Origin of the sequence: Burkholderia reimsis (assembly GCF_003294055.1) — a bacterium.
In the GTDB taxonomy this organism is placed as follows: Bacteria; Pseudomonadota; Gammaproteobacteria; order Burkholderiales; family Burkholderiaceae; genus Burkholderia; species Burkholderia cepacia.
This window is the reverse complement of sequence record NZ_QMFZ01000003.1, coordinates 364,469-382,726: the sequence shown is the minus strand read 5'-3', so window position 1 is coordinate 382,726 and position 18,258 is coordinate 364,469. Positions and strand designations below refer to the sequence as shown.

Below are 18,258 nucleotides of genomic sequence, written 5' to 3'. Positions count from 1 at the left end.
CTGCCCCCCGCCGCCACCGCCCCTCTCCCCGCCGGGCTCGCCGCCAGCGCCTGTACGAGGAAGTCGCACGGATCGCCCTGCGGCAACACCGGCAGCGCCGGAAGCTTCACGCTCGCGGCGCGCGGCCCCGGGAACGGATGCCCGCCCGACTTCACCGCGAACTGCCCTGGTGTCTCGACGATGATGTCGCCGCCCTTCAGCGTGATCCGGTTCGGCCCCTGCTGCAGCACGATCGCATCCTGCGCGAGCACGTCGACGCGCTCGTCGGTCGACGTCACGCGCACGGTCTGGTCCGCGAGAATCTCCATCGTCGACGCGTGCGCCTCGACGCTCACCGGCCCTTCGCCCGCGATCGCCTTGAGCCCGCCCGCCACGCTGTACAGGCTTGCTGCATCGCCCGTCGCCGCGGCCACGGTCGCACCGGCGCCCACGTGCGCATCACCTTGCGACGTCACATGAACATGCTGCGCCGCATACGACACCGCGCTGTCCAGCGTCGTCACCACGATGTTCTCCGGCGACTCCATCAGCACCGCGGGTGTCGCGAATCGCTCGACGGGATCGCCTCCGTCGCGCTGCGTGCCGCTCGGCTTGGTCGCGCTCTGGCCGCCCACGCTCCCCGCATACTTGCCGTCCTGCGCGGGATCGATCGCCTTCAGGAAATCCGTCAGCGCCGCGTTCGCGCTCAGGCCGACTGCCAGCGCGCCGGTGGCCGCCCGGTCGAGTTCCTGCGCGGTTTTCTCGGCGTCCTTCAACTGCTCCACGCGTTCGGCGACGTCCATCTGCGTCGACGCACCGAACTGACGCGCGGTACTCGATACCAGCACGCCCGCGCCGGCCCGCACGACGCCCCAGCCCTGCGTCGCCAGTTCGAAACCTTCACCGCGATAGGCGCCGCGCATCGTGCCCTGCTGGTCGATCAGATAACCCTGCGCGAGGCGCGTGCCGGCAGTCGAATTGTTCAGCTCGTGGCGCAATTGCCCGGCCGCATCGTCCATCACCCAGCGGCTGCCCGGTTGCCCGTCGAGCGTTTGCGTCTGCAGGCCCGTCAGCGATCCTGAATGATTCGCGTCGCTGCCTTCGCCGGCCGAGAACGGCGGTCGCACCCGGCCGCCGTACACCTGGCCGAGGACGACGGGCGCGTCGATGTTGCCGGACTCGAAGCCGACCACCACCTCCGCCCCCACGCGCGGCGCGAACGCATGGCCGAAATTCGGCCCGGCGGCCTGTTCGGCGACGCGGACCAGGATGCCCGACCGATGGTCGCCCGGCGCATGGCCGGCCGGATTGGAGCGGCTCGCCGTATCGGTCAGCCCGCCAGGCAGCGGCGCGACACCGCGCATCCACGGAAACTGGATGCGGACCTGGTGATCGCGCGTGCTGCTGACGCGGCCGCCCGGCTCGCCGACCACGATCGCGGTCTGCACGCCATGCACCGTCGGCCGGTCGCGATGCGGCGGCACGATCGGCGTGCCTTCCGGCACCGCGATGAAGCGGTTGCGATACAGGCCCTTCTCGAGCTCGCCGCGTCCGAACAGCTGCCCGATCTGCGCGCCGAGATTGTTGACGGCCTCATGCTCGATCGACAGCGGCACGAACCGCACGGGGCCGCTCAGATAATCGTTCAGCGTGTGCACCCTGCCGACCTCGAGCGTGCGCGACGATCCGCCGCCACGGTAAACCCGTTTGGCGAGCTGCAGCGCGTCGAGACGCTGCTCGGCGTAACGCTGCGCGTCGCCGCTCGTGTCGAAGCGGCCGGCACGCTGGCCGTCGTAGACTTCCCGCACCGGCAGCAGCGGCGCGTCGGCGTCGGCCGGCTGCTGCGCCTGGCCGGCCAGCGCAACGAGCTCGCTGGCTTTCCAGCTCGTCGTCACCACGCGATCCGGCACGAGCTGACGCCGATCGGAGAATTGCGTCATCACGCCGTCCGGATCGCCGACGTCCTGCGCATTGAATGCGATCGCGCTGCCGTCGGGCAGCCGTGCGTGGCGGTCGAACACGACGACCGTATGATCGCCCGACGGTGCGTTCCCCGTGTCCTGCCCGTGCTCGATGCGAAACGACAACCCGGCTTCCGACAGCTGCCTCAACACGAAATCGAGATCGGTTTCCCGGTACTGGCCGCGCAGGCGGAACGCACGCAGTGGCTCGACTCGCTCGTAGCGCCGATGCGCTTCCGGGTAATCGCCGAACACTTGCTCGCAGATGCCCTCGACGTCGAGATCGACGAAATACAGGCAATTGCGGCGCAGCTGCAGCAGCGCGAGCCACGATTCCATCGTGAGCCGGTAGCGCGTGAACTCGCCGTCGCTCTCCGCATACGCGGCATGCGTGACGTAGCCGTTCCAGCAGCGCTCGCCCACCGCCGTCGCAAGGCGCAGCCGCACGGCGCTGCCGATCAGCGGCGCCAGATCGAGAAACGGCTCGCTCGACAGCACGTCGATCTCGAACCGGAACGATTCGCTGATCCCTTCACGACCGTGAAAGCGCTCGACCACGAATGCCCCCGGCATCGCGGTATCGATCTGGATATGGCGGGTCGCTTGCCCGTACCCCGTTAATGCGGCAACAAGATCCATGTCGTTTCTCGGCAATCGCGCGCGAATGCGTTTCGCGTCGGCTGGTTCGTATCGAATCGGTTCTGCGGTGCAACGGCGAGCGGCCGCCGCACGCGGGAGACAGTACGCCGCATCATTGCGGGAAGATCCCGTTCATGTTGACCTTGTACTGCAGCATCTTGCGCTGCGCCTCCATTTCTTCCTGCACGCTCGGTACGTGGGGTGCATCCCAGCGCACGCCGTTCACGTAAACGGTGCGCCAGCGCAGGTAACCCCAGACGAACGAAAACTCGCGCCCCGAATCCTGCAACGCGAGACCGCCCGTGACATTAGGATCGGTCAGCACGGCGCTGTCGGTCGGCGCATTCGCGTCCTTGGCCGCGCGTGCCTTCTGCGCGGCCTGCTGCGCGGCGTCGTAGCGCTTCAGGATATCGGCCTGCCGTGCGCTCAGCGGCGAACGCGGTTCGGGCTCCTGCACCGCGCTGACCCCGGGCCCGAGCCCGAGCGCACTCGCGCCCATCACCTGCATGATCTGCGACGGCCCCGGCTGGCCAAGCTGCCGACGCTTCCGCCACGCCGCGTGCTCGCGCTCGAATTCCGCCTGACGGGTTTTCAGCGCCTTGATCTGGTTGTAGTTCCAGACGTCGTCGTCGTCGCCAAGCGGCTTGAACCACGCGCGCGAGTCGTGCATGAAGTTGTCGTACAGCGCGCTGATCGGCGCCTCCGGCGGCCCCATGTTCCAGTCGCCCCGCACCTCGAGCCACTGTTGCCACTTCTCGTCGAGCTGCAACTGGAAAAAATCCTCGGCGCGCTTCGCACTCGCGCGTACCACCGGACCGACGAGCGGAAGCGCGGACTGCAGGCCCTGGACGATCGGCAGCACGGCCGGGGAAATGACGGCTGCCGCCTTCGGGTTCTGCGTGAGCTTCTTGCTGACCGCGTTGCCCGCGTAGCGTCCCACGGTCGGGCCGCCCTGCTTCTCGCACTCGAGCAGGTCGTGCCATTCGAGCCGCAGTTCCTCGTTCGCGCTGTCGAGGTCGACGGCATCCTGCGGATACGCGGCCTTGGCGGCCAGGAACGATGGTTGCGTACGCAAGTTGTCGAGGCGCATCTTGCGCCAGCGCAGGTACAGCCCGTAGTGCGCGCGCATCAGGCCCGGCGTGCCGTGCTCCCTGGCGTAGTAGTAGTCCGCGCTCGTTCTCACGTAGGCGGAAAACGCGCGCTTGAGCGCGGGCGAGATCGCGAACGCCGCAGCCGCTTCGGCGGCGACACCGGGCCCGTTGATGTCGAGCGGAACACCGGCCTTGCGCGCTTCGCGATACATGTCGAGCAGCGGTATCTGCGACAGCTTGTCCGCATCGCCCGTGCCACGCCCTTGCTCGCCCGGTCCATAACCGCCGCCGACGTCCGAATGGACGCCCGGATAGACGATCTCCTCGCGCCCGTCGATCGACGCATCGATCAGGTCGAGCGGGAACGATCCGCGCGGCTCGTGTGCTGCGACCATGTGGACGCAGCGGCGGACGGAATACGGCACCCTCATCAGTTCCTTGCGTCCCCAGCCGCCGTGCCCGTCGAACAACGTCGCGGCCGTGCTTTGCGCGATGCCGACCGACGCGACCGTATCGAACAGGCCGAGAAAGTCGTACGACACCGGCACGCCGCACAGGCTGAAATCGGCGTCGAGTGCATCGTTCAGCCAATTCGAGAACGTGCGCGCTTCAGCCGCGCCGCGCGAAAAGCCGAACACATACAGGCGGATGCGCTGCAGTTTCGGCTTGCCCTTGACCAGCAGATCGCCGACGCGCTCCTTCAACTGCGCGCAACGGGCCCGCAACGCGGCGCGCCGTTTGTCGTCCCATGCGCGCATGGTCGCGGTCCAGTTCGCCGTATCGACTTCGCCCTTGAGCTGTGCCCAGATCGTGTCGCGATCCCAGGTGAGTTCGATCCCGTTCTGCTCGGCCGCCATCAGCTTGAGGGCGCCGGCGCTCGAACTGCCTCGCGCGTTGATGTCGCCGAGACTGCCCGGCTTCGGCGGCGTGCCGCCGAGATCGATGCCCTTGAAATTCAGGTCGACGCTGACGGCCTTCGCGAGCGCCTTGTCGCTCTTGCCGAGCGCCGCGGACAGCGAATTGCCGAACGCGTGCGCATGCACGACGTTGTGGATCTGCAGCAGCGCCCAGTTGATGCGCCCCTCGCCGGCCCACCCCGTCGCGGCGCCCGCCGCGGCCTGCAGCCCGACACCCTGGTCGCCGACCTCGTCGACGAAGGGCGTACCGACGCCCGCCACGTAGATGGCGCTGTGATACTTGTCGCGGGGAAACACGTCGAACAGGCGTGCGACGTTGCTGTGCTTGCCGCCGGCGCGATCGCGATCGGCGTTGTTGCGCGTGCCGTCGAAGAAGATGCCGACGTGCAGCGTCTTGCAGCAACTCATCCCGTCGTCGTCGTGCAGGCGGCGCATGATCGCGTCCTGCTCCTCCGGGGTGACGATCGCAACGTCGGGCCGGTCAGCGCTCGCGAAGCGGAAACTCATCGCGTGATCCTCTTGTCGGGATTCGGGCACTGCGGATCGCCATTGCGCAACGTGAAGTGCCCCGGACACGCTTCGGCGGGCGCCTGAAGATTTTCGGGAAAACCGCGGTAGCCGGGCATCCACTGCGACGCATAGACCTTGATTCGATCGTGCGGAAAGAACAGGACCCACAGGAAGCCGTCCGAGAACGCGTCGTAGCGCTCGACCGGCACGACGCGGCTCGCGAGCGCCTTCGGATCCTTCCTGTACAGGTTGTCGTCCCGCCACTGCAGGTTGACGGTCAACCCCGGATGCCATTGCTTCGGTAACGCGACGCAGCAGATGATCGCGCCGCCGCCGCTGCCGACGCGAGCCGGGACCGCCCCGCCCCAGGTGCCGTCGACGTAGAACGCGCCGATCGGAACGTCGGTGTAGTTGAGGGCATTCAGCTTCAAGCCCATCGTGTCGGGCTCGGCCGGCGCGCTCGCCCCCCCCGCCGCACCCGACGCCGCAAACGACACATCGGTGGCACGCGAGCATCCTGCCGTCCCCAGCAGGATGGCCATGAACATCAGCAGCCGAGCGGCAAACGTCGTGGAACCGGCATTCAGACTCATTTCTTGATCCTCTTGTCCGACGCCGTCCGGCGCGGATCGCTATCAACAGTGTGCTCCGTCGCATGCCGCGCAGACACGTCCGTGTCGCCGTTCGCATGCGCGCGAACCCGCATTGTTCTATGCGGACGACGCGGCAGGCGCCCGCTCCGTCGCCAGATACCCGGCCGCCACGAGCGCATCGAGCGCGACCCGCGACGCTGCCGCAGGCGGCCCGTCGTGCCGCGCCCACGCCGCGCTCACGCACGCATGGGCTTGCGACGGCGTTGCGAGCAGCCGGCCGAAACTCTCCGGACGCTGGCGGACATGAAAAAGCAGCGTGTCGATCTTCGCGGCTTGCCGCAGTCGTTCGACCTGGTCCCCGTCGAGCACGTAGGGCTCGCCGCTGCGCCCGGCACCCGCTTCGCCGGCCACCGCTTCGCGTGCGGTGTCGACATCGAGCGCCACGAGCGCTCCGGTGCGATCGAACACATGCCACGCGTCGATGCCGTCCGTGAAGCGGCGACGCTGCGCGGGCGTGAGCGCCTCGAGCCAGGCCGGCAGGCAACGCGTATCGGCGAAACGCACCAGGAACGCTTCGCCGTCGGCCGCCGCGCTTGCCTCCATCTGCCCGCGCAGATGCGCGGCAAGCGCGCCCGTATCGCGCGCACCGCGCAACAGGCTCACCATCGGACATCCGGACGTCTCGCGCAGCACGGTCTCGAGCATCGCCGCGCGCGCTGCCGCGTCGACAGGCAACGGCGCGAGGCACGGCGAGATCGCCGCCAGGTCGTCGCCGTCGTACACGCCTTCGTACAGCACGACGACGGCATCGTTGCGGTCGACCGCGGGCATCCGGTCACGCAGCGCCGGTGCGAAACCCATGTCGAGCAGCAGATGCCAGCGGCCGCCGGCCGGCGCGTGCTCGAACAGCGCGTTCAGCCGATCCGGCGTGTCGTCGGGATAGCGGTCGATCCAGTCGGTCGGTTCGATCTTCATGCTCAGATTGCCTTGCCCGCAAGCGCGCTGCCCGACTGCATCGCGTGCAGCAGGCATTCGACGCACACCTTCTCGGGAAACTGCGGCAACGGCGTACTCATTTGATCAGGGCCCACGAAAGCATGCTGCGCGGCATACACGACGAATTTGCCCGGGCAGCCGAACGTGACGTCGCCGCCTTCGATCGTCACATGCGCGCCGCCGCTCACCGCGAGATGCACCGTCTTCTTCGCGGCGATCTCGACATCCGCGCTCGCGGACGCGACCTTCAGGCCGTCGCGCGCACGCAGGCCCAGCACGTCGCGCTGCGCCTGCAGCGTCAGCCCGTCCCTGCCGGAGATCAGGCTCATGCCGACGCCGTCCGCATGGCTTGCGCCGCCCAGCCAGCCGATGCCCTGCCCGCTGTGAATGCGCAGCTGCTGCGCGGCGGCGAGATTGAAGTCGGCACCGCTGCCGAGCGACAGCGTTTCGCCGGCCGCCCATTGCAGCGCCTGCCCGGCGATCAACCCCTGTCCGCCCCGTGCCTCGATCCCGAGCACCGCGTCGCCCGTATGCGGCAATGCGTTGCCCGTCGATCGCTGCGCGGCATCGGCCGATGCCTGTGCGTAGCCGTTCGCGCCGACCGTCGTTGCGAAGCTCTGCGCGAGCGCGTCGAGCGGCGCGGCCTTGCCGTTCAGCGACGACTGGCCCGCCTGCTCCACGCCGCGCTGCGCGGCGAACGGCAGCGTCCCGTGCGTATCGGCAGTCTTGTCGAACCGGCCGACCAGCGCGGCGTGCCGCGCGAGCAGCGCCTGCAGCGCGGAGGCATCGCCCGCCGGCTGGGCGGCGCCGGAGGGCGCATAACTCGACACCAGCAAGCCGCGCGTCGCACGCATCGCACCGTACGCGTCCGAGCGCAATTCGACGCCCTGGCCGCGAAAACTGCCGAGATAGTTGTCGGACTGATGACGCAGATGGCCGAGGTTCAGTTGTGTCGCCGCGTGCGTGGTCGCCATCTGCAGGCGCCCCATGCCGTCCGAATCGTCCGCGACCAGTTGGTTGTGGCCTTGCCCGTCGAACCCCTGGCTCTTGAAGCCCGACAGCGCCCCGGCGTGATTGTGGCGATCCGCGCCGCCGCCGGCGCCGTGCCACGCGGGGCTCAGCCCGTTCGCGAGATTGCCCTGCGCGCTCGGCGCATGGTCGCCCGCCTGCGCGTAGATCGATGCGTCGAGCGGTTTCCCGGCCGCGCCGCCCGGCGAAGGCGACTCACCGCCTTCACCGCGGCCGTTGAACAGGCCGCCGAGCACGATCGGCCGGTGAATCAGCCCGTGGTGAAACTGCACGAGAACTTCATGGCCGATGCGCGGCACCTGCTGAAGCCCGTGCCCGTCGCTCGCGAGCCGTTGAATCGCTCGCGTCGGATAGGTGCCCGTATCGTCTTCCGCCTGCCAGTGGAACCGGATGCGCAAGCGCCCCTGCGCGTCGGCATGCACCGGCCCCGTCGAACCGGGCTGCGCGCTGCCGGTCGGACCGACGACGATCGCCGTCTGCGCGCCCAGCGCCGTCGCAACCGGATTGAGCCGCTGCCCGGTCCCGTCCGCCAGCGTGGGCCGCCAGACTTGCGTACGCGGCACCGCATCGAACCGGTTCGCGTAACCGCCCGCCTGCGCTTGCCGGAGCACGCGCGGATCGACCTTCGCCGCCGGCAGCGGCCCGAGTTGCCGCTCGATGGCTTCCATGACGGTCGGCGGGAGATTGTTGATCCCGACGTGCTCGACGTGCGTCAGCAGAAAATCCTCGGGCGCCGCGGCACCGCGCACGGCTTGCCAGCCGGCATCGACGAGCTTCAGCGCACGCCCGGCGCGCGCCGTGCGCAGCGTGCCGTAGCCGGTCCAGAAACATGCGCGAGACACGATCGCGTCGGCCTGGCGCCGGGCCGTGTCTTCCGCGTCGCGCAGGGTATCGAACGCTTCCGGCCCGACGTCGTCGTAGAGCTCGCGCGGGCCGTTCGGCCGGCCGAGATCCGTGCTCGCGGTGGTCGCGCGGTTCGCGCGGTAGTCGCTGCTGATCAGCGTGACACGATCGGCCGTCAGCGACAGCGACTGCCCGATCCCGAGGATCACGTCGTCGGCGTCGGTCGCTGTCCCGCTCGAGCGGCGCGGCACCCCGCCGCGTCGCGCCGACGTCTCGTCCTCGGCCAGTTGCGCGCTGTCGTCGAAGACCAGCATCGCATGCCCGGCGGGCGCGTCCTCGTCCTCGACGAAGCAGAACCCGAGGCCGGCCTCGGCCAGCAGATGCTGCACGAATTCATAGTGCGTATGAGTGCGGTACTGCACGCGATACGCAACCGGAGCCAGCGCGTCGAGACGCCGGCCCGCATCCGGCGTGAGGCGCCACCGCGCGATCCCGGCGTACGGCGCGAACACCGTGTCGAGCACGTCGGCGAGTGTCTGATTCACGAAGGTTCGTTCGTCACGCGCATGCGTGAGCGCCGCGAGCCACGGCACGATCTGGAGATGGTAGCGAGCGAGGCCGGCGTCGTAACCGATGCACTCGGCCTCGGCGACGAGTCCGCTTCGCAGCGTCGTCGTACCGTTCGCGAGCGTAGTGCGGATCGCGACACGCTGCCCGAGCATCGCGTCGAGATCCAGCGCGGGATCCGTCGACAGCGCATCGACGTTCCATTGAAAGAGATCGGAGAGCGATTCACGACCGGTCCAGCGCTCGATTTGAAATGCGGCAAGCGCGCCGGATCCGTCCAGCGAATACAGGCGATTGAATGCGCCGAATAGAGACGCAAATTCCTTGATGACGCTCATGCGATTCCCGCTCTCTCAGGATTTCGACGTTTTTAAGTGCATAGGCTGCGACGAACACGGGACGATGCACGATTGCCGGCACCGCAATCGCCACGCCGAACCGGCAGGAAACACACGGAATTCCCCTGCAGCACTGCCCGCTACGGGCACCTGCCCCGCCATCAGGCGGAGCGCAGCCAACTGGCCGGCTGAATGGATGCACCCTTTTTTTGAAGCTTGCTATTTTAAATTACACAGTCAGACTCCGCTACAGGAAAACACCTGACAAAAAAACGCGAAACCTTGACGCGCGGGCTTCACACGCGATAATGGCTGCTTTCAGTTCGACAGCTACCTGACTATCCAGCCGAATCAGGCAATTATTTCCGAAAGGTAATAAATACCTGATTCAGTCGAAATGGATTCGAAAAGCGTCGCCGATGACATCCGGGATCGGGAAATCCGGATGCATCGACGACGATCCAGCAAGGAGGCCTATCCGGATGACCCAACCCTTCATCGTCCTTGGTGACAAGCACAGCCATGGCGGCACCGTGACCAGTGCATCGACGCTGTCGTCGGTCGACGGTCGCGGCATCGCTCGCCGCAACGACACGGTGACGTGTCCGGTACACGGCCCGAATCACATCGTCGACGGCGACGACACGATGATCGTGCAAGGCGAAGGCGTCGCACGCGACGGCTACAAGACGGCGTGCGGCGCCGTGCTGGTCGCAAGCAGAACGGCAGGCAGTGACGGCGGCTGACACACGCGTCGGCAAGTCACGGGGGAATAGAAGGAAATGATCACGGGGTTGCGCAAAACGGCATTCGTCGCCGCGCTATTCGTTGCGGTGTGGGTCGCCGTGCTCGTCTGGTGGAAGACGACCCGGCATGCACCGACCACCGGAGACCTCCTGCTGTGCGGGCTCGTGCTGCCGGCGGCGCTCGCCGTTTGCGTGGCATGGTTGCGCCGGGGGCTCGGCCAGCGCCCGGCACCCGCGGCGGCCGCACCGGCGACGTCGTCCGCGTCGAAGGACGCGGCGGCCACACAGGATGCCGAGTCGCACACGTGGTCGGCCCTTCTGCTCGACAGCAGCGTCCGGCTACCGACGGGTGCGACGACCGCGGAAATCGATGCGGCGGCCCGGGAAGAGCACCCCGTCGCGCTTCATCCCGAACTGCAACGCCCGGACGGAACCGGTGTATTCGCCAGCACGGTCGATTCGGTGTCGCCCGACCGGTTCGATGCGAGCCTCCTCGCGCCGGGCGCGCAGGAAACACTTCAGGACGAGCACTGGCGCGGGCTGCTGCTGGCCGCCGATGCACTCGACGAATTGCGCGAGCGGCATGCCGTGCTGTCCGGCGCGAACGCGTCGCCGCTCAGGCTCCACCTGCTGATGCCGGACCGCTGGCAACCGGTCGCCGCAACGCTCGCCGCATGGCTCGATGCGCACACGGCACGCGAAGCCGTCGCGCCGGGCATCGTTCGCGCGCAACTGCGCACGGTCGCCGATCCCGTACAAGCGTGGGCGGTCATCGACGAACTGATCCAGGCGTTGCACCTGCAACCGTCCGCCGATCTGCACGTCGTGCTCGCATTCGACTCCACCGCAAGCCAGGACGCCGTCGACGCGCTGGATCGCGCGGGCCGGCTCTACGGCCGGGATCGGCCGGACGGCGTAACGCCCGGCGAAGGCGCATGCGCGCTGTTGCTCGCTCATCCCGACGCCCCGCATGCGACGCCCGTGCCGTCGCTCCATCGCCTCGCTTCCGCGCGCCGCGCGGGTTCCGCCGATCACGGCAAGGCTGATTCGACGACGCTCGGGCAACTGCTCACTGCGGCGAGTACACGCTTGTCGATGCTGCACCCCGACCTGACGGCACCCGGATTCGTCACCGACGCCGATCAGCGCGGCAGTCGTCGCACCGAAGTCGTGACGGTCGGCGAACAGACCTGGGGCGCCGAGGCCGCTGAACGCAGCCGCCACCTCGGGCTCGCCAACGGCGCAAGCGGCGCGGCGCTCGCGCTGGCGGCGCTTGCGGTCGCCGCCGATCGCGCGACGGAGGAGCGACAAGCGGTATTCGCGGCATCGGTCAGCGATCCGCTCGCACGCGGCGTGATGCTCGTCACCCCCGCGACGACGGCCGACACTGCCGCTTTCGCGCGGCAATCCGGGACGGCCACCGCATAACCGGACACAGCGGCCGAATCCCTCACCCGCGCCGCACCCAGATCACCTTGCCGTCGCGAATGCCGAGGTCGCGTCGCTCCTGGCGATAGTCCATCGTGCCCGGCAGCGATTTGCCGTCGCGCTCGAGCACGCGCCACAGGCAGCCGTCGAGCAGCGCGGCCGCATCGGCCTCGGTTTTTCCGACCAGCGCGTCGTCCGGCGCGGCGTCCGCCTTGCACGCGCTCGCGGCACCCGACGGCGCGGGGTTCATCACCGCGCCGCCGGCGGTGGCGTTGGGGTGCTTCGTGTCCATGTCCGCACATCCTGCAAAGGTTGCGCTCGCAACGAGTGCAACGAGTATCGCGATTGTGTTCTTCATCGGTTTCTCCCTGTCGCGCCCCGGTGTGACGTGTACGGCCTTCGTGCACGGCCCGGCGCCGCATGAATGATCGGTGCCGCGCGCCGCCGACCGTTCCCCGACGAAGGCCGGCCGGCGAATGCCGGCGGTGACGCAATACGGTCCGGCGGTATCGGCGAACCGGGTCGCAAGTCCGGCACGGCGCCGGACCCGCCTGCATGTTACCGCACGCGATTCGCCGCGACGGCTGCAACACCGGCGCCGACACCGACGCCCGCGCGTGCGGCATGCGCGCGCCCGCAACTCACTCAGAACTTGTAGGTCACGCCCGCGATGCCGTAATAGTTGCTGCGTGACTGGACGATCGGACTGTCACCGTAGCGACCGAGCAAGCGCGTCACGCCACCCGTCGCGAGCACCGACCAGTGCTGCGACAGCGTCCAGTTCCACGCGATCGCCATCGATGCGCTGTCGATCCCGCCGCTCGTCGAATACGGCCGGAACCGGCTCGTCATCGACTGTGCGTCGGTCACGCCGTAGAACGTCTGCGTGTAGCGCCCCGAGCCCGCGTGCACGGTTCCCGTCACGACGATCTCGTGCTGCGAGGTCTTGAACACGGGCACCGCGAGATCCATGTGCCCCGACACGCCGCGCGACGTGTGCGTCACCGGTGTGTCGATCGTGACGCTCAGCTCCGCCGCGTTGAAGAGCGTCACGCCCGCGCGCACGCCCACGAGCACCGAGCCCGGAATCCGGCCCATGCCCTTCAGGTAGTCGGAGCCCGGCAGGTCGAAGCGGTTCTCGTCCGCACGGCCCGCGTCGTAACTCACGGCCGCCGACAGGAACACGCCGTGCGGCAGGTCGAGCCGGTAGCCGGCACCCTCGGTGCTGTCGATGAAGAAGCCGTTACCGAACTTCGCGGAAAGCCCCGGCGCAACGACACCGCGATACTGGTTGCTGCCCGGATAGCGCGGTGCGAAACCACCGCCGAGCGACAGCGAATACTGGTTTTCCGCGTGGGCGGCGGCGGCGAGGGTCAGGCCGGCGAGCGGCATGCAATAGCGGTAGCGGCGAAGTATTGGGCGCACAATATTGAGATAGAAGTGACGGAGCCCGCAGTCTAGGTGCCGCCCCGCGCCGAGACTGTCCTGAATCTTCGGAAAATCTGTGCTCAATTGTGTTCGATTGTTCGAGATTGTCGCCCCGCTTCCCCGGCCTTCGGCGCGCCGGATAGAATTCGCGTGCCGCGCCACGCACCGGCTTGCCGGGGCGTGAGTTGACGCGTGCGTCAAGAGGAGACCATGAACGAAGATCCACTCAAATACCGCGTACTGCTGATCGAAGACGACGACCGCCTGGCGCAGCTCGTCCGCGAATACCTCGACGGCTATGAATTCGCGGTGACGGTCGTGCGGCGCGGCGACCTCGCCGTCGCAGCGGTGCGCGAGCACCAGCCGGCCCTCGTGATACTCGACCTGATGCTGCCGAACCTCGACGGCATGGAAGTCTGCCGGCGCATCCGCGCGTTCACCAACGTCCCCGTGCTGATCCTGACCGCGCGCCTGGACGTCTACGACCAGGTCGCGGGCCTCGAGACGGGCGCCGACGACTACGTGACGAAGCCGATCGAGCCGCGCGTGCTGGTCGCGCGCGCCCGCGCGCTGCTGCGCCGTGCGCAGCCGGCCGCTGCCGACACGCCCGTGGCCGCCCCCGAAGCGCTCGTGTTCGGCGAGCTGGCGATCTCGCCGCCGAACCGCACCGTGACCTGGCGCGGCGAGCCGGTCGACCTCAAGACTGCCGAATTCAACCTGCTGCTGATCCTCGCGCGCGCGGCCGGCACCGTGCTGAGCCGCGACGACATCCTGAAGCAGCTGCGCGGGATCGAGTTCGACGGACTCGACCGCTCGGTCGATTCCGGCATCTCGAAGCTGCGCCGCCGCTTCGAGGATGCGTCGTCGGAGCCGCACAAGATCAAGACGATCTGGGGCCGCGGCTACCTGTTCAGCCCTTCCGCGTGGGACGAATAAATGCTGCGTCCGTTGATCAGGCTGTACCTCGTCGTGATCCTGTTCGTCGCCGCGTCGATCATCTTCGTCCAGCTGTCGTTCGACCGGATCTTCTACGATCGCACCGCGCAGGCGGAGCGGGAGTCGTTGACGACCTATGCGTTCGTGCTCAACGATTACCTCGAACGCCACCCGGGCGAGCAGCGCAAGTTCGCGCTGCGCGAGCTCGCGAAACACGGCAACGAAAGGTTCGACTTCATGCCGATGGCCACCGCCCGCGCGCAATTGAGCGGCGAGCCGCTGCGCGATCTCGACGCCGGCCGAATCTCGATCAGCTACGACCGCAAGGATTACTACATGCCGCTCGCGGATGGTTCGGTACTGCATGCGCGGCCGATCGAAGCATTCAGCCTCGACATCAAGATCTATGCATACATGCTGCTCGCGCTCAGCGCACTGCTCGCGGTGGTGCTGTGGGTTCACTATCACTGGCGCGACCTGCGCAAGCTGCAGGACGCCGCACGCGCATTCGGCTCCGGCACGCTGTCGACGCGCGTGAAGCTGTCGGGCAAGTCGAACATCGACGAACTGTCGCAACAGTTCAACGACATGGCCGAGCGCATCGAGGCGTCGATCAAGCAGCAGCGCGAAATGATGCACGGCATCTCGCACGAACTGAAGACGCCGCTCGCGCGGCTCGAGTTCGGCCTCGCGCTGCTCGCCGAGCCGGATGAAACGGGCCGGATGCGCGAACGCCGCGACGCGCTGCGCCGCGACGTGCGCGAACTCGACGAGCTCGTCACCGAGCTGCTGACGATCGGCCGGCTCGAACAGGGCGCGAGCCAGCTCGCGCCGATGGAAGTCGTCGTCGACGCGTTGATCGACAGCGTCGCCGGCAACGTCTCGAACGATATCGCCGACCGCGGCATCTCGCTCGACGTATCGACGCTCGGTGCCCCCGCGACCCACGTGTGCGACCCGAAGCTGGTTGCCCGCGCGTTGCTGAACCTGATCCGCAACGGCGCACGCTATGCATCCCGCACCGTGCTGCTCGCCGCTGCACGCGACGCGTCCGGCGCGCTCGTGCTGAGCGTCGACGACGACGGCCCCGGCATTCCGGCCGCCGAACGCGCCCGCGTATTCGAACCGTTCCAGCGGCTCGACTCCAGCCGCGACCGGCAGACCGGCGGCTTCGGGCTCGGGCTCGCGATCGTGAGACGCGTTGCGCTGGTGCACGGCGGCGACGTGCGGCTCGAGGATTCACCGCTCGGCGGCGCACGCTTCGTGATCACACTGCCCGTGCGGACGCTGCCGGACAACCTGTTCGACGTGCCGGATACCGTCGCGCAGGGCGACGCATCCGGCCGCGGCACGAGCATGGCCGTCCCGCGGCAATGACGCGCGCCGCAGGCGCCCTCGCCCGAGCGCCCGCCGCCGGTGCACACGCGTCGCTCAGCGGCGGCGCAACAGCGCGACGAAGAACAGGCTGCCGAACATCGCGGTCACGATCCCGATCGGCAGATCCTCCGGCGCCGCGAGCGTGCGGGCCGCCACATCGGCCCACACGAGCAGGATCGCGCCGGTCAGCGCGGCAACCGGCAGCAGCCTGCCGTGTTCGGCACCGACGACGCGGCGGCACAGATGCGGCGTCACGAGGCCGACGAAGCCGATCGCCCCGCTCACCGCCACCATCGCACCGGTCGCGAACGACGCGACGACGAACACCTCGCGCCGCATCCGCGCGCTCGGCACCCCGAGCGCGGCCGCGGCCACGTCGCCCGACATCAGCGCATTCAGTTCGCGCCGGCGCGCGTACAGCGCGCCGCCGGCAAGCGTCGCGCACACGGCCGGCACCGGCAGCAGATCCCAGCGCGCGAGCCCGACGCCGCCGAGCATCCAGAACAGCACCGACGACGCGGCGCGCTGATCGCCGAGATACAGCAGCAGGTTGCCGAACGCGGCCATCATGAACGATACCGATACGCCCGCGAGCAGCAGCCGGTCCGATTCGAGCCGGCCGCGCCGGTAAGCGAGCGCGATGACGCAGGCCGTCGCCGCGAGCGCGCCGGCGAAGGCGGCAGCCGACAGCGTGAACGGGCCGAATGCCGCGCCGGCCAGCACGGTGACCGCGACGGCGCCGAGCATCGCGCCCGCGCTCACGCCGAGCAGGTGCGGATCGGCCAGGCGGTTCGCGGTCGCCGCCTGCAACGCGACGCCCACCGCTGCCAGCGTCGCGCCGACGATCGCGGCGAGCAGCGCGCGCGGCATCCGGATCAGCCAGACGATGCTGTCGTCGCCCGCCGCCGCCGCGAACGCGCCGGCCTCGCCGAACGCCGGCACGATGTGCGCGGCAACGATCCGCACCGCGGCCGGCATCGCGATCGGCGCCGGGCCGAACGCGGCCGATACGACGATCGACACGACCAGCAGCAGCGCGAGCGCCGGCAGCACCGTGCGCATGCCGGGCCGCGAAGCACGCACGTGCCTGCTCATCGCGCCGGCCCGGCGAACGCGGCCGGATACAGCGCGCGCGCCAGCGTCTCGACGGCCGCGACGTTCTCGGGGCCCGGCGTCGCCGCATCGTAGGGAATCACGATGAAGCGCCGGTCGCGAATGGCGGCCACGCGCGCGAGCGACGGCTGGCTCAGCAGGAACTGCTGCTTCTGCGCGGCCGTCACGGCCGAATAATCGACGATCACGATCACCTGCGGATCGCGCGCCACCACGCTTTCCCAGCTCACCTGCGTCCAGCTGCGCGGCAGGTCGGCCATCACGTTGCGCGCCCCGGCCGCCGTCAGCAGCGCGGTCGGCATCGCGAGCGCGCCGGCCGTCATCGGCTTGTCGGTGCCGCTGTCGTAGACGAACACGCGCAGCGGCGCCGGACGCCCGATCGCGCGCGACACCGCCGCGAGACGCGCGCGCATCGCGGCCACGACCTGCGCGGCGCGCGCGTCGACACCGAAGATCCGGCCGAGATTGCTCAGGTCGCGGAACACGTCGTCGAACGACGCGGCCGTCTGCTTCATCACGTGCGAGCACGATTCGGTCAGCTCGTACGTCCGGATGCCGAACGGCGCGAGGGTCGCCGGCGTCACCGCACCGCCGACATGCATCCCGTAGTTCCAGCCCGCGAGATAGAAGTCGGCACGCGCGGCCGCCAGCACCTCGAGCGACGGATACTGGCTCGCGAGTTCGGGCACGCCGCGCAGCGCGTCGCGCACGCGCGCCGTGCCCGTCTTCCAGCCGCCGATGCCGGTGTAGCCGACGAGCCGGTCCTTCAGGCCGAGCACGAGCATCATCTCGGTCAGGTTCACGTCGTTGCTCACCGCGCGCGTCGGCGCGGTCGAACGTCACGTCGCGATCGCAACTGCGCACGGTGACGGGATAGGCACCCGCATGCGCGGCCGCGCAGCCGAGCAGGGTCGCGGCAACCAGCCGGCGGAATGCGGACGACGACGCAGACTGCAACGCGGAGGGCAGGACAGGAAACGGCATGGCGGTCATTCCGGATGAAGCGGCGTGATGCGCGGCCGGCCCGTGACCGGATGGCGATCGACGAGCGCGACGACGCCGAACACGTCGCGCAGCAGCGCTTCGGTCAGCACGTCGGCCGGCGCGCCCGATGCGACGACCCTGCCGTGCGCGAGCACGTGGAGCCGGTCGCAATACGCGGCCGCGAGATTGAGATCGTGAATCGTGGCGAGCGTCGCGATGCCGAGGCGCCGCACGCGCGCGAGCAGTTCGAGCTGATGGCGCAGGTCGAGATGGTTGGTCGGTTCGTCGAGCAGCAGCAGTTCGGGCTGCTGCGCGAGCGCACGAGCCAGCAGCGCGCGCTGCTTCTCGCCGCCCGACAGCGACGCGAAGCGTTGCGCGCGGCGCTCGACGAGGCCGACGTCGTGCAGTGCGGATTCGACGATCCGGCGATCGTCCGCCGTCTCCGCGTCGAACGGTCGCTTGTGCGGCGTGCGCCCCATGCCGACCAGTTCGTCGACCGTCAGCCCGAAATCGTCGGGCGTCTCCTGCTGCAGCACCGCGATGCGCTGCGCGACCGCGCGCGGCCGCATGCGCCACACGTCCTGCGCGTCGAGCGCGACACGGCCCGCATCGGGCCGTGCGTAACGGAACACGCAGCGCAGCAGGCTCGTCTTGCCGCTGCCGTTCGGGCCGACCAGCCCGACGAACTCGCCGTCGGCCACGCTCAGCGTCACCGAATCGAGCACGGCGATCGCGCCGCCGGGAGACCAGCTCACGCGTTCGATGTCGAGCATGTGCGCCACG

13 protein-coding genes and 1 pseudogene are annotated in these 18,258 nt (G+C 68.9%); 4 read left to right on the top strand and 10 right to left on the bottom strand.

Features of this window, described 5'->3' with window-relative positions:
* From DPV79_RS06595 to DPV79_RS06575, 5 genes are all read right to left on the bottom strand, one after another.
* Nucleotides 1–2,579: type VI secretion system Vgr family protein (locus DPV79_RS06595; protein WP_244321715.1), on the bottom strand; the 2,579-nt coding region annotated here is incomplete at its 3' end.
* Nucleotides 2,580–2,691: 112 nt separating this feature from the next.
* Nucleotides 2,692–5,094, bottom strand: coding sequence for a T6SS phospholipase effector Tle1-like catalytic domain-containing protein (locus DPV79_RS06590; protein ID WP_113045045.1), 2,403 nt, complete (start codon nucleotides 5,092–5,094; stop codon nucleotides 2,692–2,694).
* A complete protein-coding gene (locus DPV79_RS06585; RefSeq protein WP_060126150.1) occupies nucleotides 5,091–5,690 on the bottom strand; it encodes a DUF3304 domain-containing protein in 600 nt (199 codons plus the stop codon). Before DPV79_RS06585 ends, DPV79_RS06590 begins: the two co-directional genes overlap by 4 nt.
* A gap of 117 nt (nucleotides 5,691–5,807) precedes the next feature.
* A complete protein-coding gene (locus DPV79_RS06580; RefSeq protein WP_060156137.1) occupies nucleotides 5,808–6,665 on the bottom strand; it encodes a DUF4123 domain-containing protein in 858 nt (285 codons plus the stop codon).
* A gap of 2 nt (nucleotides 6,666–6,667) precedes the next feature.
* Nucleotides 6,668–9,463, bottom strand: a complete 2,796-nt coding sequence (locus tag DPV79_RS06575) for a type VI secretion system Vgr family protein (RefSeq protein ID WP_104768458.1) — start codon at nucleotides 9,461–9,463, stop codon at nucleotides 6,668–6,670.
* A 482-nt stretch (nucleotides 9,464–9,945) separates the two neighbouring features.
* Between DPV79_RS06575 and DPV79_RS06570 the strand changes: the two genes are divergently transcribed.
* Entirely contained in the window at nucleotides 9,946–10,209 is a 264-nt protein-coding gene (locus DPV79_RS06570; RefSeq protein WP_059486789.1) for a PAAR domain-containing protein, read from the top strand.
* 36 nt (nucleotides 10,210–10,245) lie between these two features.
* Nucleotides 10,246–11,637: a hypothetical protein gene (locus DPV79_RS06565; RefSeq protein ID WP_113045044.1), complete on the top strand. Its 1,392-nt coding sequence runs from the start codon at nucleotides 10,246–10,248 to the stop codon at nucleotides 11,635–11,637.
* Between the two features lie 22 nt (nucleotides 11,638–11,659).
* Here DPV79_RS06565 and DPV79_RS06560 read toward each other — a convergent pair whose 3' ends face one another.
* Nucleotides 11,660–11,995 carry a hypothetical protein gene (locus DPV79_RS06560; RefSeq protein WP_021157219.1) on the bottom strand — a complete coding sequence of 112 codons (336 nt, stop codon included), beginning with the start codon at nucleotides 11,993–11,995 and terminating at the stop codon, nucleotides 11,660–11,662.
* A 287-nt stretch (nucleotides 11,996–12,282) separates the two neighbouring features.
* Nucleotides 12,283–13,029 carry a MipA/OmpV family protein gene (locus tag DPV79_RS06555; RefSeq protein WP_113045043.1) on the bottom strand — a complete coding sequence of 249 codons (747 nt, stop codon included), beginning with the start codon at nucleotides 13,027–13,029 and terminating at the stop codon, nucleotides 12,283–12,285.
* 246 nt (nucleotides 13,030–13,275) lie between these two features.
* On the opposite strand from DPV79_RS06555, the gene DPV79_RS06550 reads away from it, so the two are divergent.
* Nucleotides 13,276–14,001, top strand: a complete 726-nt coding sequence (locus DPV79_RS06550) for a response regulator (RefSeq protein ID WP_021157221.1) — start codon at nucleotides 13,276–13,278, stop codon at nucleotides 13,999–14,001.
* A complete protein-coding gene (locus tag DPV79_RS06545) occupies nucleotides 14,002–15,378 on the top strand; it encodes an ATP-binding protein (RefSeq protein WP_113045042.1) in 1,377 nt (458 codons plus the stop codon).
* Nucleotides 15,379–15,432: 54 nt separating this feature from the next.
* Here DPV79_RS06545 and DPV79_RS06540 read toward each other — a convergent pair whose 3' ends face one another.
* From DPV79_RS06540 to DPV79_RS06530, 3 genes and pseudogenes are all read right to left on the bottom strand, one after another.
* A complete protein-coding gene (locus tag DPV79_RS06540; protein ID WP_059677658.1) occupies nucleotides 15,433–16,473 on the bottom strand; it encodes a FecCD family ABC transporter permease in 1,041 nt (346 codons plus the stop codon).
* A pseudogene (locus DPV79_RS06535) lies at nucleotides 16,470–17,484 on the bottom strand (ABC transporter substrate-binding protein). The gene DPV79_RS06540 and the pseudogene DPV79_RS06535 overlap by 4 nt, the downstream one beginning before the upstream one ends.
* Nucleotides 17,481–18,257 (bottom strand): ABC transporter ATP-binding protein, encoded by a 777-nt coding sequence (locus tag DPV79_RS06530; protein ID WP_059677656.1) that lies wholly within the window; start codon nucleotides 18,255–18,257, stop codon nucleotides 17,481–17,483. Before DPV79_RS06530 ends, DPV79_RS06535 begins: the two are co-directional and overlap by 4 nt.
* Nucleotide 18,258: the final 1 nt, after the last annotated feature.